The sequence below is a fragment of the Micromonospora narathiwatensis genome (assembly GCF_900089605.1).
Taxonomy (GTDB): domain Bacteria; phylum Actinomycetota; class Actinomycetes; order Mycobacteriales; family Micromonosporaceae; genus Micromonospora; species Micromonospora narathiwatensis.
Window position 1 is genome coordinate 3,586,539 of record NZ_LT594324.1, and the last position, 14,679, is coordinate 3,601,217.

14 protein-coding genes and 1 pseudogene are annotated in these 14,679 nt (G+C 74.5%); 5 read left to right on the plus strand and 10 right to left on the minus strand.

The annotated features are described in order from the left end of the window. Nucleotides 1-141: 141 nt before the first annotated feature. From trpA to trpC, 3 genes are read right to left on the minus strand one after another with little or no spacing between them, the layout of a single operon-like run. Nucleotides 142-945 carry a tryptophan synthase subunit alpha gene (trpA, locus tag GA0070621_RS15150; RefSeq protein WP_091196033.1) on the minus strand — a complete coding sequence of 268 codons (804 nt, stop codon included), beginning with the start codon at nucleotides 943-945 and terminating at the stop codon, nucleotides 142-144. Between the two features lie 4 nt (nucleotides 946-949). Beyond that, the gene (gene trpB, locus GA0070621_RS15155) at nucleotides 950-2,179 is read right to left on the minus strand and encodes a tryptophan synthase subunit beta (protein WP_091196036.1); all 1,230 of its coding nucleotides are present in this window, start codon (nucleotides 2,177-2,179) and stop codon (nucleotides 950-952) included. Nucleotides 2,180-2,217: 38 nt separating this feature from the next. After that, nucleotides 2,218-3,021, minus strand: coding sequence for an indole-3-glycerol phosphate synthase TrpC (gene trpC / locus GA0070621_RS15160; RefSeq protein WP_197674055.1), 804 nt, complete (start codon nucleotides 3,019-3,021; stop codon nucleotides 2,218-2,220). Nucleotides 3,022-3,495: 474 nt separating this feature from the next. On the opposite strand from trpC, the gene GA0070621_RS15165 reads away from it, so the two are divergent. Further along, nucleotides 3,496-3,768 carry a hypothetical protein gene (locus GA0070621_RS15165; protein ID WP_091202457.1) on the plus strand — a complete coding sequence of 91 codons (273 nt, stop codon included), beginning with the start codon at nucleotides 3,496-3,498 and terminating at the stop codon, nucleotides 3,766-3,768. Here the strand turns inward: GA0070621_RS15165 and GA0070621_RS15170 are convergent. From GA0070621_RS15170 to GA0070621_RS15185, 5 genes and pseudogenes are all read right to left on the minus strand, one after another. Then, nucleotides 3,761-4,339, minus strand: a complete 579-nt coding sequence (locus GA0070621_RS15170; protein ID WP_091196041.1) for a Trp biosynthesis-associated membrane protein — start codon at nucleotides 4,337-4,339, stop codon at nucleotides 3,761-3,763. The genes GA0070621_RS15165 and GA0070621_RS15170 overlap by 8 nt on opposite strands. A gap of 114 nt (nucleotides 4,340-4,453) precedes the next feature. Beyond that, nucleotides 4,454-6,007, minus strand: a complete 1,554-nt coding sequence (locus GA0070621_RS15175; RefSeq protein WP_091196044.1) for an anthranilate synthase component I — start codon at nucleotides 6,005-6,007, stop codon at nucleotides 4,454-4,456. After that, nucleotides 6,004-6,438, minus strand: a complete 435-nt coding sequence (gene hisI / locus GA0070621_RS30910) for a phosphoribosyl-AMP cyclohydrolase (protein WP_091202459.1) — start codon at nucleotides 6,436-6,438, stop codon at nucleotides 6,004-6,006. The genes GA0070621_RS15175 and hisI overlap by 4 nt, the downstream gene beginning before the upstream one ends. Before the next feature lie 180 nt (nucleotides 6,439-6,618). Continuing rightward, nucleotides 6,619-7,293, minus strand: a pseudogene (locus GA0070621_RS30915) (phosphoribosyl-AMP cyclohydrolase); the annotation flags it as partial. Between the two features lie 219 nt (nucleotides 7,294-7,512). Next, nucleotides 7,513-7,902: a MerR family transcriptional regulator gene (locus GA0070621_RS15185; RefSeq protein WP_091196046.1), complete on the minus strand. Its 390-nt coding sequence runs from the start codon at nucleotides 7,900-7,902 to the stop codon at nucleotides 7,513-7,515. 105 nt (nucleotides 7,903-8,007) lie between these two features. Here GA0070621_RS15185 and GA0070621_RS15190 point away from each other — a divergent pair, with 105 nt between their 5' ends. The 3 genes from GA0070621_RS15190 to GA0070621_RS15200 are packed head-to-tail and all read left to right on the plus strand — an operon-like array spanning nucleotide 8,008 to nucleotide 10,102. Then, nucleotides 8,008-8,751 (plus strand): ABC transporter ATP-binding protein, encoded by a 744-nt coding sequence (locus tag GA0070621_RS15190; RefSeq protein ID WP_091196049.1) that lies wholly within the window; start codon nucleotides 8,008-8,010, stop codon nucleotides 8,749-8,751. Next, complete coding sequence (locus GA0070621_RS15195; protein ID WP_091196051.1) at nucleotides 8,748-9,503, plus strand: ABC transporter permease; 756 nt, start codon at nucleotides 8,748-8,750, stop codon at nucleotides 9,501-9,503. The genes GA0070621_RS15190 and GA0070621_RS15195 overlap by 4 nt, the downstream gene beginning before the upstream one ends. Then, nucleotides 9,503-10,102: a TetR/AcrR family transcriptional regulator gene (locus tag GA0070621_RS15200; protein ID WP_091202461.1), complete on the plus strand. Its 600-nt coding sequence runs from the start codon at nucleotides 9,503-9,505 to the stop codon at nucleotides 10,100-10,102. Before GA0070621_RS15195 ends, GA0070621_RS15200 begins: the two co-directional genes overlap by 1 nt. Before the next feature lie 46 nt (nucleotides 10,103-10,148). Here the strand turns inward: GA0070621_RS15200 and GA0070621_RS15205 are convergent, their stop codons facing one another. Together GA0070621_RS15205 and GA0070621_RS15210 are read right to left on the minus strand one after the other, a co-directional pair. Continuing rightward, nucleotides 10,149-11,927 (minus strand): ABC transporter ATP-binding protein, encoded by a 1,779-nt coding sequence (locus tag GA0070621_RS15205; RefSeq protein WP_091196053.1) that lies wholly within the window; start codon nucleotides 11,925-11,927, stop codon nucleotides 10,149-10,151. After that, nucleotides 11,924-13,798, minus strand: coding sequence for an ABC transporter ATP-binding protein (locus GA0070621_RS15210; RefSeq protein ID WP_091196056.1), 1,875 nt, complete (start codon nucleotides 13,796-13,798; stop codon nucleotides 11,924-11,926). The genes GA0070621_RS15205 and GA0070621_RS15210 overlap by 4 nt, the downstream gene beginning before the upstream one ends. A 131-nt stretch (nucleotides 13,799-13,929) precedes the next feature. Between GA0070621_RS15210 and GA0070621_RS15215 the strand changes: the two genes are divergently transcribed. Further along, nucleotides 13,930-14,559 carry a TIGR03085 family metal-binding protein gene (locus tag GA0070621_RS15215; RefSeq protein ID WP_091202462.1) on the plus strand — a complete coding sequence of 210 codons (630 nt, stop codon included), beginning with the start codon at nucleotides 13,930-13,932 and terminating at the stop codon, nucleotides 14,557-14,559. Nucleotides 14,560-14,679: the final 120 nt, after the last annotated feature.

Below are 14,679 nucleotides of genomic sequence, written 5' to 3' on the forward strand. Positions count from 1 at the left end.
TGGTCGCACCGCGGCGCGAGGTCGGACCGGACAGTGCCGCGATATCACGGACGACTCAGCTCGAAAGGGCATGAACAGCGATGCCACGGGCGACGCGGGGCCCACCGCCGGCGGCCCGGCCAGCCAGGAGGGCCGGCGCGGTCAGCGGACCGGGTTGCGGACCCCCTCGGCCAGCTCGGCGCTCAGCGCGCGCAGCGCGGCCAGCCCGGCGGCCTGGTCCGGGGCGTCGAGCAGGCAGCGGATGAGCGCGCTGCCGACGATGACGGCGTCGGCGTACCCGGCGACGGTGCCGGCCTGCGCGCCGGTCCCCACGCCCAGCCCGACACCGACCGGCAGATCGGTGACCGCACGCGCCCGGGAGACCAGGATCGGCGCCGCGTCGGAGGTCTGCGCCCGGGCGCCGGTGACACCCATGATCGCGGTGGCGTAGACGAAGCCCCGGCAGTGCTCGACGGTCATCTTCAGCCGCGCGTCGGTGGACGACGGGGAGACCAGGAACGTCCGGTCCAGCCCGTACGCGTCGGAGGCGGCCAGCCACTCGCCGGCCTCCTCGGGAATGAGATCCGGGGTGACCAGGCCGGTGCCCCCGGCGGCGGCCAGGTCGCGGGCGAACGCGTCGACGCCGTACTGCTCGATCGGGTTCCAGTAGGTCATGGTGACCACGGAGGCGCCGGTCGCCGCCACCGCGTCGATGATGCGCAGCGTGTCCCGGGTACGCACGCCCCCGGCCAGGGCGATGTCGCTGGCCCGCTGGATGACCGGACCGTCCATCACCGGATCGGAGTACGGGATCTCCACCTCGATGACGTCCACGCCCGCCTCGACCATGGCCTTCATGGCGGCGATGCTGCCCTCGACGCTCGGGAACCCGGCCGGCATGCAGCCGACCAGCACGGCCCGACCGTCCGCGCGGGCCTTGTCGAAGGCCACCCCGATCCGGCTCACGATGTCACTCCTCCTTGTCGAGGATGCCGAAGTACTCACCGGCGGTGTGCACGTCCTTGTCGCCCCGGCCGGAGAGGTTGACCACGATGACCGGTTCCCGGCCCAGTTCGGCGGCGAGCCGCGGGGCGATCTTGCACGCGCCGGCGAGCGCGTGCGAACTCTCGATCGCCGGGATGATCCCCTCGGTACGGCAGAGCAGCTCGAACGCGGCCATCGCCTCGTCGTCGTCGACCGGCAGGTACGTCGCCCGGCCGGTGTCGTGCAGCCAGGCGTGCTCCGGCCCGACGCCGGGGTAGTCCAGCCCGGCCGAGATCGAGTGCGACTCGATCGTCTGCCCGTCCTCGTCCTGGAGCACGTACGTGCGGGTGCCGTGCAGCACGCCGGCCGAGCCGCCGGTGATGCTGGCCGCGTGCCGGCCGGTCGTCACGCCCGCGCCGCCGGCCTCGAAGCCGTAGAGGCGGACGCCGGTGTCGGGCACGAAGGCGTGGAAGATGCCCAGCGCGTTGGAGCCACCGCCGACGCAGGCGGCGACCGCGTCCGGCAGCGCGCCGGTCAGGTCGAGGCACTGCCGGCGGGCCTCCTCGCCGATGCCGCGGACGAAGTCCCGGACCATCTCCGGGAACGGGTGCGGGCCGGCGGCGGTGCCGATCAGGTAGTGGGTGCTGTCGACGTTGGCGACCCAGTCCCGCATCGCCTCGTTCATCGCGTCCTTGAGGGTCCGCGAGCCGGTGGTGACCGGGACGACGGTGGCGCCGAGCATCCGCATCCGGGCCACGTTGAGCGCCTGTCGCTGGGTGTCGACCTCACCCATGTAGACCACGCACTCGAGGTCGAACAGCGCGGCGGCGGTGGCGGTGGCCACGCCGTGCTGCCCGGCGCCGGTCTCGGCGATCACCCGGGTCTTGCCCATCCGCTTGGTGAGCAGGGCCTGACCGAGCACGTTGCGGACCTTGTGCGCGCCGGTGTGGTTGAGGTCCTCCCGCTTGAGCAGGATCCGCGCCCCGGCCTTCGCGGAGAACCGCCGGGCCTGGTAGAGCGGCGAGGGGGTGTCGGCGTAGTCGCGCAGCAGGCCGTCGAACTCGGCGAGGAAGGCCTCGTCGGTCATCGCCTTCCGGTACGCCGCGTCCAGCTCGTCGAGCGCCGCGACCAGCGCCTCCGGGACGAATCGCCCACCGAACCGGCCGAAGTGACCGGCGGCGTCGGGGACCCGGGCGGCCGGGGCGTCAGCGGTCATCGGGCTGTCCTCTCGCTGTGTGTGCGGACCGGCGCGGCTCAGCGCACCGGGCGGGGCGTGGCCGGGTGGTTGCCGGCGTTGACCAGCTCGGCGACCGCCTCGCGGGGGCTCTTCTGGGTGACCAGGCCCTCGCCCACCAGGACCGCGTCGGCGCCGGCCGAGGCGTACCGGATGAGGTCGTGCGGGCCGCGTACGCCGGACTCGGCGATCTTGACGACGCTGCTCGGCAGGCCGGGTGCGATCCGCTCGAACACCGAGCGGTCGACCTCCAGGGTACGCAGGTCACGGGCGTTGACGCCGATCACCTGCGCGCCGGCCTCCAGGGCCCGGTCGGCCTCCTCCTCGGTGTGCACCTCGACCAGCGCGGTCATGCCGAGCGACTCGATCCGCTCCAGCAGGCCGACCAGCGCGTTCTGCTCCAGCGCGGCGACGATCAGCAGCACCAGGTCGGCGCCGTGCGCCCGCGCCTCGTGCACCTGGTAGCTGGAGACCACGAAGTCCTTGCGCAGCACCGGGATGCCGACCGCGGCCCGTACGGCGGCCAGGTCGTCCAGCGACCCGCCGAACCAGCGGCCCTCGGTGAGCACGCTGATGGCCCGGGCGCCGCCGGCCGCGTAGTCGCCGGCCAGGTCGGCCGGGTTGGCGATCTCGGCCAGCCGCCCCTTGGACGGCGAGGAGCGCTTCACCTCGGCGATCACCGCCACGCCGGGCCGGCGCAGGGCCGCGTACGCGTCCAGCGGCGGCGGCGCGGCGCCGGCCAGCTCGCGGATCCGCTCCAGCGGCACCTGTTCCTGCCGCCGGGCCACGTCCTCACGCACACCGGCCAGGATCTCGTCGAGCACGCCTGTGGTCGCCGCCGGACCGGCGTCGTCCCCCTCCGCGTGCGCATGCTCAGCAGTCACCAACGGACTCCCCTCTCCGGGTGTCATGGGCCGATGCTAGGGGGCGCCACCTGGCGACAAGTGCCGGGGGTATGGCGCACCTCACCACATGGGCTGTGGCATGATGGCCGGCCTCTGTGAACGGGATGTCACGCAGTGCCACCTCGCTCGGCGACCGGCACCACCCGGCCCGACCATCACATCGATCCACGCCCATGCTCCATCTCACCATGGACGCCCCGGGCCCGCAGGACCACGATCGTCCTCGATGTTGTGACCAAGCTCAAGGACGAACGGCCCTGCCCAGGTCGCCCCCGCTGCCGGACTGTTGACCTGGGCGTCACGGCGGCGAAACGCGAGCCCGGCAGGATTCCGATCGGGCAGACTCGATGAGGCGCCCGCCAACCGGCGTTAACGATCTCGTGCGGGGTGACCATGAGCGCCAACGGGCCGAACCACATCGGGCTCACCACCATCTCCCGGACCGTCGCGTCGCTCGCCGTCGGTGTGGTGCACACCGTCGAACGCGCCGTGGTCGGCGACGGCCGGATGCGGACCGCCCGTGGCAACGCCTGGGAGGCGGTCTGCGCCGACCGGGCGCGCGCCGCGCAGCGCCGCGAACTGGACCGCCTGGTCGCCGAGCTGGGCGCCGCCCGTGCCGCGGCCCGGGAGCGCCGCGACGCGCGGGACGGCCAGCCGGTCAGCTGACCGTCGGGTCCTCGCCCCGGTCGAGCGCCTCCCAGGCGTCCCGGGTGCCCCGCTCCACCGCCGGCCGGCCGGCGTCCGCCGGGGCCGACGGGCGGGCGGACCGCTCGTAGCGGGCGCCCATCGCCGGCCAGCCGCCGCCACGCAGCGCGGTGAACCCTCCGCCGGTCGCCGCGACCAGCCCGCCGAGCAGCACCAACGCCGGCCACTGCCGGCTCACCCCGCCGCCGACGGCAGCGGTCAGGCCGTACCCGCCGCCGGCCGCCACGGCCAGCCCGACCAGGGTCAGCAGGGCGCCCAGCAGGCGCCGGACCCGACGCCGGGTGGCCAGCACCGCGCCGCCGCCGGCCAGCCCGACCAGGGCCAGCGCCGAGACCCAGGGCAGCAGGTCCGCGCCGGTGCGGGCGTGCCGCACCGGCGGCAGCGAGCCCCGGGCGGCCAGCTCGACCGACCAGGTCCGGGTCACCGCCCAGCAGGCCAGGCCCGCCCCGGCCAGGCAGAGCAGCACCGCGTACGTCAGCTCGCGCCGGCCCCGCGCGGCGGGTGCCCCGGCCGCCGCGGTGGTCCCGCTCACCGGGCCTGCCTTTCGTTCGCGACTGCGGGGCTCCGCTCCGCTGCGCTCCTCGCGCTCACCGGGCCTGCCTTTCGTTCGCGACTGCGGGGCTCCGCTCCGCTGCGCTCCTCGCGCTCACCGGGCCGGCCTCAGTGTCTCGGCGGCGGCGATCGCGGCGAGCACCGCAGCGGCCTTGTTCCGGGTCTCCTGGTCCTCGGCGGCGGGATCGGAATCGGCCACCACCCCGGCCCCGGCCTGCACGTATGCCCGGCCGTCGCGGATCAGCGCGGTCCGGATGGCGATGGCCATGTCCAGGTCGCCGCCGAAGCCGAAGTAGCCGACGGTGCCGCCGTAGAGACCCCGCCGAACCGGCTCCAACTCCTCGATGATCTCCATGGCCCGCACCTTCGGCGCCCCGGAGAGGGTGCCGGCGGGGAAGGTGGCGGCGAGCGCGTCGAAGGCGGTGCGGTCGCCGCGCAACTCCCCCACCACGGTGGAGACGATGTGCATGACGTGGCTGTACCGCTCGATGGTGGCGAACTCCGGCACCTCGACCGTGCCCGGGCGGCACACCCGACCCAGGTCGTTGCGGCCCAGGTCGACCAGCATGACGTGCTCGGCCCGTTCCTTCGGGTCGGCGAGCAGCTCGGCGGCAAGCCGGGCGTCCGCCTCCGGGGTGCCACCGCGCGGCCGGGTGCCGGCGATCGGGTGCAGCAGCGCCCGCCGCCGCCCGTCCGCGCCGGCGCTCACCTTCAGGTGCGCCTCCGGCGAGGAGCCCACGATGTCGAAGCCGTCGAAGCGCAGCAGGTACATGTACGGGCTGGGGTTGGTGGTGCGCAGCACCCGGTAGACGTCGAGCGGGTCGGCGTGGGTGTCCCGCTCGAACCGCTGACTGAGCACGATCTGGAAGCACTCACCGGCCCGGATCGCCTCCTTGGCCGCCGCCACCGCCTTCGGGTAGCCGCCGTCGGCCGTACGGCTGACCACGTCGCCGGCCGGGGGCCGGGCCACCGTCGAGATCATGGGCGGAATCGGTCGGGACAGGGCAGCGGTCATCGCGTCCAGCCGCCCCACCGCGTGGTGGTACGCCGCCGCGACCAGGGCCTCCCGGTCCGGGGTGTCGAGCGGGGGCAGGACCGCGTTGGCGACCAGGATCGCCGACCCCTCGTAGTGGTCGAGCACCACCAGGTCGGTGGCGAGCATCATGCCCAGCTCGGGCACGTCGAGGTCGTCCTCGGTCAGCTCGGGCAGCCGCTCGAAGCGCCGGACCAGGTCGTACCCGAGGTAGCCGACCATGCCGCCGGTGAGCGGCGGCATCCCGCTGGCCGGGTCCCAGGCCGGGCCGGCGAGCGCGGCGACGGTCTCGCGGAGCACCGCCACCGGGTCGCCGGAGGCCGGTACGCCGGCCGGCGGCGCACCCGTCCAGACCGCCGCGCCGTCCCGCTCGGTCAGCGTGGCGCTGCTGCGTACGCCGATGAACGAGTAGCGGGACCAGGCCATCCCGGCCGAGCCGACGCCCTGCTCGGCGGATTCCAGCAGGAAGGTGCCGGGGCCGCCGGCCAGCTTGCGGTAGACGCCGACCGGGGTCTCCGCGTCGGCCAGCAGCCGCCGGGTGACCGGCACGACCCGCCAGCGGGACGCCAGCTCGGCGAAGGTGGTCTGGTCCGGGCTGACCGTGCCGTCCGTCATGACGTCGCCTCCGGGAAGCTGACCGGCAGCTCGGTGAAGAAGCAGGTGCGGTGCCCGGTGTGGCAGGCCGCGCCGACCTGGTCGACGCTGACCAGCAGGGCGTCCCCGTCGCAGTCCAGGGCGACGGAGCGGACGTACTGGTGGTGGCCGGAGGTGGCGCCCTTGACCCAGTACTCCTGCCGGCTGCGCGACCAGTAGGTGGCCCGGCCGGTGGTCAGGGTGCGGTGCAGCGCCTCGTCGTCCATCCAGGCGACCATCAGCACCTCGCCCGAGTCGTGCTGGCGTACCACCGCGGCCACCAGGCCGTCGGGGGTGCGGCGCAGCCGGGCCGCGATGGCCGGGTCGAGCCGGGACGGGCGGGCCGGGCCGGGGGCCGCGGCGTCGCCGGAGCTGGCGGGGGCGCCGGTCACCGGCGCGTCAGAGGCGGGCACGGTGAGCCATTCTCCCGCACGCGGCGCCGGTACCGACGACGTGTCCCGAGGGGTGGCCCCGGGACGGCCGAGGGCGCGGGTCAGTTGCGCCAGGTAGCGGTCCAGCCGGCCGTCGACCAGGGCGTCCGCCAGGTCGGCGCCGGCCACCGCGGCGATCTCTTCGGCGTACGGGCGGACCAGCGGGACGATCCCGGCGACCAGCCGGCCGGCGGCGGCGGCGACCTCGCCGGTGGCGCCGGGGCGCAGCCCGAGGCAGCGCAGCATGTCGTCGCGGTAGCCGGGCGGGGCGACCGGGAGGTCCAGCGCGGCGGCCAGCGCGTCCCGGCGGGACACCACCCGGACCGAGGGGTTGACCAGCCGCAGCACCGACGGGCAGAGCCGGGCCAGGTCGGCGGCGGCGAGCCGGACGCCCAGCGGGTCGTCGGCCCACCGGGCGCCGGCGACCTTGCCGAGGCTGGCGATCAGTTCCTCCAGCCGGGGTTCGTCGGCGGGCTGGCAGAGCACGGGCAGGTCGATCCGGCGCCGCCACTCGGGCGTGGCCCAGATCAGCCGGGCCGGCGCGGTGACCGGCAGCCCGAACGCCCAGTCGGCCGGCTGGCCGAGCCGGTGGACCCAGGACCGGACGTCCCGGGCGGCCACCGAGACGTGCACGAGACGTCCCTCGAACTCGGCCAGGTACGCCCGCCGCGCGGCGTACGGGTCGGCGGCCGGCGAGGCGTACGGGTCGGCGGCCACCGACGGGACCGCCGGCGCGGGGGCCGGGTCGGCGGGCGGCTCCTCGTTGGCGACCAGCACGTCGACGTCGACGTCGCTGTGCTCGGTGGCGGCCCGGCGGGCGTGGCTGCCGCGCAGCATGATGCCGACCACCGGGCGATCGGCGGCCTGCCGCAGCCGGACGGCCCACTCGTCGAGGAATCCGGTCTCGGGCAGCGCTGCGGGACCCACCGCGACATGGTGCCGGAGTCCGATCTCCGACGCAATGACCGTTGCCGGACCTGGTGTCCGGTGAGATGGCTAGTGCCCGACGAATCGCATTGCTGCCTCGGGGTACCTTTCCCCGGGCACCGCGCCGGATCAGGCCAGTTCCTCCTCCGCCCGGCGATACGCGTCGATCTTGTGGTCGAGCACCCTGAGGTCCTCCCGCAGGTCGGCCATCCGGGCCAGCACCCGGGCCCGGTGTGCCTCGAAGAGCGCCCGCCGGGCGCCCAGCGTCCGGTCGCCCTGCCGGGCCAGCTCGGCGTAGCGGCGCATGTCCCGCACCGGCATCCCGGTCCGCCGGAGCCGGGTGAGCAGGAACAGCCAGTTGACGTCGGACTCGGTGTAGCGCCGGCGGCCCGAGGAGTCCCGTCCCACCGGGGCGACCAGCCCCTCCTGCTCGTACCAGCGCAGCGTGTAGGTGGTCAGGCCGACCCGTTCCGCCGCCTCACCGACGGTGAGGCTCGTCTCCCGCGTGCTGATGTCCACCCGGTCAAGGGTTCCAGTTCGAGCGCACTCGAAGTCAACCGTTGCGCGGAGAGGTGAAACTCAACTAGCGTTGAGTTCAACGCATGATGAGTTTTGGAGGCGGGCATGGACGGCACAGTCGTGGTCCGTGACCTGGTGGTCGACCGGGGCCGACGGCGGGTGCTCCAGGGCATCTCCTGTGCGGTGCCCCGCGGCACGGTCACCGGGCTGCTCGGGCCGAGCGGCAGTGGCAAGACCACCCTGATGCGGGCGATCGTCGGGGTGCAGACGATCACCTCGGGCACGGTGACCGTGCTCGGGGCACCGGCGGGCGCGGCGGAGCTGCGCAACCGGGTCGGCTACCTGACCCAGGCGCCCAGCGTCTACGCCGACCTGACCGTCCGGGAGAACGCGCGCTACTTCGCCGTGCTCCAGGGCCGCGGCCGGGCCGAGGCGGACCGCGCGGTGACCGACGTCGGGCTGGCCGACGCCGCCGACCAACTGGTCGGCACGCTCTCCGGCGGTCAGCGCAGCCGGGCCTCGCTGGCCTGCGCCCTGGTCGGCGATCCGGAGCTGATCGTCCTCGACGAGCCCACCGTCGGCCAGGACCCGGTGCTCCGGGCCGACCTGTGGGCCCGGTTCCACGCCATGGCCGCCACCGGGACCACCCTGCTGGTGTCCAGCCACGTCATGGACGAGGCGGCCCGCTGCGACCGGCTGCTGCTCATCCGGGACGGTCGGCTGATCGCCGACGACACCCCCGACTCGGTCCGCGCCACCACCGGCGCCGACGATCTGGAGGAAGCGTTCCTCCGGCTGATCCGGACACACGAGGCGGGCCGGGCGCCCGCCGGAGGGGAGCGGTCGTGAACCCCCGCATCCTGGCCGCCACCACCGGGCGGATCCTGCGCCAGCTCCGGCACGACCGGCGGACCGTCGCGCTGCTCGTCGTGGTGCCCACCGCGCTGCTCACGCTGGTCTACTACATGTACGCCGACCAGCACGCCCCACCGGGTCAGCCGGCCGCCTTCGACCGGGTGGCGCTGATCATGCTGGGCTTCTTCCCGTTCATCATCATGTTCCTGGTGACCAGCATCGCCATGCTCCGGGAGCGCACCACCGGCACGCTGGAGCGGCTGCTCACCACCCCGCTGGGCAAGCTCGACCTGCTCTTCGGCTACGGCATCGCGTTCGGGCTGGCCGGCGTGGCGCAGTCCACCATCGCGTCGCTGGTCGCGTACCGGGTGTTCGGGCTGGACACCGCCGGCAGCCTCTGGCTGGTCGTCATGATCGCCGGGATCAACGCGGTACTCGCCGTGGCACTCGGGTTGTTCTGCTCCGCGTTCGCCCGTACCGAGTTCCAGGCCGTGCAGTTCATGCCGGTGGTGGTGGCTCCGCAGCTGCTGCTCTGCGGGCTGTTCGTGCCCCGGGGGCAGATGGCCGGCTGGCTCCAGGCGGTCAGCGACGCGCTGCCCCTGTCGTACGCGGTCGAGGCGCTCCAGGAGGTCGGCGCGCACGCCGAACCGACCACCACGATGTGGCGCGACGTGGCGGTCGTCGCCGGGGCGGCGGTCGCGGCGCTGGTGCTCGCCGCGGCCACGCTGCGCCGGCGCAGCGGGTGATGGCGCGACGCACCGGACGCCGGCCCGGCAACCCGGACACCCGGGAGGCCATCCTCGCGGCGGCCCGGGCGGCGTTCGCCGAGCGCGGCTTCGACGCCACGTCGATCCGGGCCATCGCCACCGCCGCGGGGGTGGACCCGGCGCTGGTGCACCACTACTTCGGCACCAAGGAGGAGCTGTTCCGGGCGACCGTGGCGATCCCCCTCGACCCGGCCGAGCTGCTCCCGGCCGTGCTGGCCGCCGGCCCGGACGGGGCGGGCGAGCGGCTGGTCCGCACGTTCCTGGCGGTCTGGGACTCCCCGGCCGGGGTGGCGGCGGTGGCCCTGTTGCGCTCGGCGGTCAGCAACGAGTGGACCGGCCGGCTGCTGCGCGAGTTCCTGGTCACCCAGGTGCTGCGCCGGGTCCTCGACGGGCTCGACGTCGACCCCACCGAGCTGCCGCTGCGCGGCGCGCTGGTCGGCACCCAGATGATCGGCCTGGCCATGATGCGGTACGTCCTCCGCCTCGAACCGGTCGCCTCCGCCGCCCCGGAGACCCTGGTCGCCACGATCGGCCCCACCGTCCAGCGCTACCTCACCGCCCCCCTCCCCACCCCCTGACCCACCCCCCACAGGTGTTGATCAAGAAGTTTGCCAGGGGTGGGAGTCAGCGGGTCTGTTCGAGCCAGGAGGCGTAGAGCAGGGCGTAGACGGAGTCCGGGTCCTTGACCAGGTCGTCGTGCGGGCCACGCTGGACGATCCGGCCGCGGTCCACCACGATCACCTCGTCGGCCGCCTGTGCGGTGGAGAGCCGGTGGGCGATGGCGAGCGTCGTCCGCCCCCGGGTCACCGCGTCGAGGGTGCGCTGGAGGCGCACCTCGGTGGCCGGGTCGACGGCGCTGGTCGCCTCGTCCAGCACCAGCAGGTCGGGGTCGGCGACGTACGCCCGGGCCAGCGCGACGAGCTGCCGCTCCCCGACGCTGAGCGCCTCGCCGCGCTCGCCGACCGGAGTGTCCAGCCCGGCCGGCAGGCCGTCCAGCCAGTCCGCCAGCCCCAGCTCGGTGAAGGCCGTGGTGAGCTGCGCGTCGGTCAGCTCCGGGCGGGCGAAGCGGACGTTCTCCCCGACGGTGGCGTCGAAGAGGAAGCCGTCCTGCGGCACCATCACCACCCGGGAGCGCAGCGAGTCGAACCGCACCTGGCGCAGCGACACGCCGGAGAGCAGCACCTCGCCCTCGCTGGGGTCCATCAGCCGGGTGAGCAGCTTGGCGAAGGTGGTCTTGCCGCTGCCGGTCTCGCCGACCACGGCCACCCGGCTCTTCGCCGGAATGTCCAGGGTCACCCCGTGCAGCACCGGCGGCCCGCCCGGATAGGCGAAGGTCACCTGCCCGAAACGGATGTCCAGCGGCCCGGGCGGCAGCTCCCGCCCCCGCTCCCCCGGGTCGGCCACGTCCGGCGCGACGTCCAGCACGTCGAGCACCCGGCGCCAGCCGGCGATCGCGTTCTGCGCCTCGTTGAGCACCTCGGTGGCGATCTGCACCGGCTGGATGAACAGGGTCACCAGGAACAGGAACGCGGTGAGCTGGCCGATGGACAGGGTCCGGTCGACGCCGAGGTTGACCCCGACCACCACCACGCCGGCCAGGGCCAGACCGGCCGCCAGCTCCCCCACCGAGCTGCCCATGATGCTGATCCGGATGGCTCCCTGCTGGGCCCGCCGCTGCCCCTCGATCGCCGCGTCCAGCCGCCGGGCCGTCCGCCCGGCGATCCCGTACGCCCGGATCACCGGGGCGCCCACCACGCTCTCGCCGATGGTGCCGAGCAGGGCGCCCGTCCGCTGGCGGACCAGGCCGTAGGCGGCGGCGAGGCGGCGCTGGAGCACCCGGATCACCAGCACCGCCGGCGCGAAGGCGACGAGCACCACCAGCGTCAGCTGCCACGAGTACGCCAGCATGACGCCCGTGGTCACCACGAGCTGGCCCAGGTTGACGATCAGGATCACGCCGCCCCACTGGAGGAACTGGGTGATCTGGTCGACGTCGCTGGTGACCCGGGAGACCAGCGAGCCGCGCCGCTCGGACTGCTGGTGCAGCATGGACAGGTCGTGCACGTGCCGGAAGGCCCGGGTACGCACCCCGGCGAGGGCGGTCTCGCTGACGGTGAAGAGCCGACGCATCATCAGGTAGCCGCAGGCGGTGGTGACCACCAGCACGGCGGCGGTGGCGATCACGGTCAGCGTGATCACGTCCACGTCGAGCCCGCCCACGATGCCGTGGTCGATGCCGCGCTGCACCGCCACCGGCACCGCGACCCGGCCGACCATGTAGACCAGCGCCAGCCCGAGCGTGCCGGCCAGCCCGGTCTTCAGCTCGGGGGAGAGGGCCAGCCCACGCCGCAGCGTCCGCCAGGTCGACTCGGTCGCCTCGGCCGTCGTCGTACTCGCGCTCACCGGTCAACCTCGACTTCCAGGCCGGACGTCAGCGGTGGGCTGACCTCGTACGGGTGGGTCTGCTCGCGTTCCTGCTCGGCCTGCTCGTACGCGGTGACCAGGTCGGCGTAGCCGGGCACGGTGGCGAGCAGGTCGGCGTGCGTGCCCCGGGCGACCACCCGCCCCTGCTCCACGTAGATCACCTCGTCGGCGAGCGCGATGGTGGCCCGCCGGTACGCGACCACCAGGATCGACGCGGGCGCGACGCCATCGGCCGGGGCGCGCAGCCCGGCCAGGATGGCCGCCTCCACCCGGGGGTCGACCGCGCTGGTGGCGTCGTCGAGCACCAGCAGCCGGGGGCGCCCGGCGAGCGCCCGGGCCAGGGTGAGCCGCTGCCGCTGGCCGCCGGAGAGCGACGTGCCCCGCTCGCCGACCATGGTGTCCAGCCCGTCGGGCAGCGCGGCGACGAACCCGTCCGCCTCGGCCAGCCGCAGCGCCGCCCAGGCCTCCTCGTCGCCGACCCCGGGCCGGTCCAGGGTGATGTTGGCCCGGACGGTGTCGTCGAAGACGAACGGCACCTGGGCGACCAGGGCCACGTTCGCGGCGAGCGAGGCGGCGGTGAGGTCGCGGACGTCGACGCCGTCCAGGGTGACCGTGCCGGCGCGCGGGTCGACCAGCCGTACGGCCAGCGAGGTGATGGTGGACTTGCCGGCGCCGGTCGGCCCGACGAGGGCGACGGTCTTCCCGGCCGGCACGGTGAAGGTAACCTCGCCGAGCACCTCCGTGCCGGGCAGGTGCGCCTCGGCCGGCTCGTACCCGAAGTGGACGTCGTGGAAGGCGAGGGTGGCCGGCGTCGGCGCGGCCGGGTCGAGCGACACCTCGCCGTACGGCATCTCGCCGGTGGCGTCGAGGACGCGGCGCACCCGGTCCCAGCCGGCGACGCTGCGCGGCAGCTCGGCCAGCACCCAGCCGATGGCCCGGACCGGGAAGGCCAGCACGGTGAACAGGAAGGCGACGCTGACCAGCTCGGTGACGGTGATCGCGCCCTGCCGGAGCCGGACCGCGCCGACCACCAGCACGGCGAGGGTGCCGAGGCTGGGCAGCGTTTCCAGCATCGGGTCGAAGACGCCACGCAGCCGGCCGACCGAGATCAGCGCGTCGCGCAGCTCACCGGCGCGGGCGCCGAACCGGGCGGTCTCCTGCGCCTCGCGACCCATCGTCTTGACCACCAGCGCGCCGTCGAAGCTCTCGTGCGCGATGCCACTGACCTCCGCGCGCAGCCGCTGGGCGCGGGCCTGGCGGGGGGCCATCCGGCGGGAGTAGACCACGTTGAGCGCGAACAGCGCCGGGAAGACGGTGACACCGACCAGGGCGAGCGCCCAGTCGGTGAGGAACAGCGAGACCACCGCGCCGACCAGCATCACCACCGTGCCGACCGCGAACGGCAGCGGCGCGATCGGATACCAGGCGGCCTCCACATCGGAGTTGGCGTTGGACAGCAGGGTGCCGGTGGAGTTGCGGTGGTGCCAGGACAGCGGCAGGTCCAGGTAGCGGCGGGTGACCCGGCGACGGTAGGTGGCCTGCATCCGGTACTGCATGTAGCCGGCGCCGAGGCGACGGCCGAGGATGCCGACCACCCGCAGGACGCTGATCCCGAACAGCGCGGCCGCGGCGAGCGCGAGCGTGCCGCCGGCCACCGAGCCGTGGGCGACAGCGGGGACCACCACCTCGCCGACCACCGCGCCGACCACGGCCGCGCTGGCGATCACCATGAGGCCGAAGAGCACGCTGCCGGCCACCGCGACCGCGAAGATCCGCGGCTGTTCCCGGATGGCCTGGCCGAGTACCCGCAGCCCCCTGCCGAGGACGTCCCGACTTGTCCTGCTCGCCACGCTCTCCCCCGCCGTAAGCCGCAAGTTTCTCCCACATCCTTACCGGTCCGGGCCAGCTCCGACGACCCGGGCCGGATATGTCCACCGTCACGTCCCACCGGCCCAAGCGGCGACGGGCCTACGATCGGGCCATGCCGCGGTACGCCCGATCGGAGCGCGAGGCGCTCGCCGATCTGCTGCTGGACCTGGGACCGAACGCGCCGACGATCGACGCGGGATGGTCCACCCGTGACCTCGCGGCGCACCTGGTGGTGCGGGAACGCCGGCCGGACGCCGCCGGTGGCATCCTGCTGCCGCCGCTGCGCCGGTACGGCGAGGCGGTCCGCCGGCAGGTGGCCGCCGGGCCGTACCCGGACCTGGTGGCCCGGGTCCGGCGCCCGCCGCTGTGGAGCCCGGTGAGCAATCCGCTCACCGACGAGCTGGCGAACACCCTGGAGTTCTTCATCCACCACGAGGACGTACGCCGGGCCCAGCCGGGATGGCGGCCCCGGGAGCTGCCGGCCGGGTTGGCGGCGGCGCTGTGGAAGCGGGCGTCGACGCTGGCCCGGGTGGCGTTGCGGCGTTTCCCGGCGGACCTGCTGATTCAGGCGCCCGGCCACGGCGAACGCACCGCCGGCCGGGGCGGCGAGCGGCTGCGGGTGGTGGGCAGCCCCGGCGAGCTGGCGCTGTTCCTTTCCGGTCGGCAGCGGGTGGCACGGGTGCAGGTGGACGGCCCGGCGGCACCGGCGAACAGGTTGCGGACGGCCCGCCTGGGCTTCTGACCTGGTGGGTGGCACCGGTCACCGGAAACGTGAAACATCCCCGACCCGACTCACTTTCGCCGATCCCCGCTGCCGTACGCTGCTTTCCCGTCGCCGGACTGCCGGGACGGCGGGACAGGG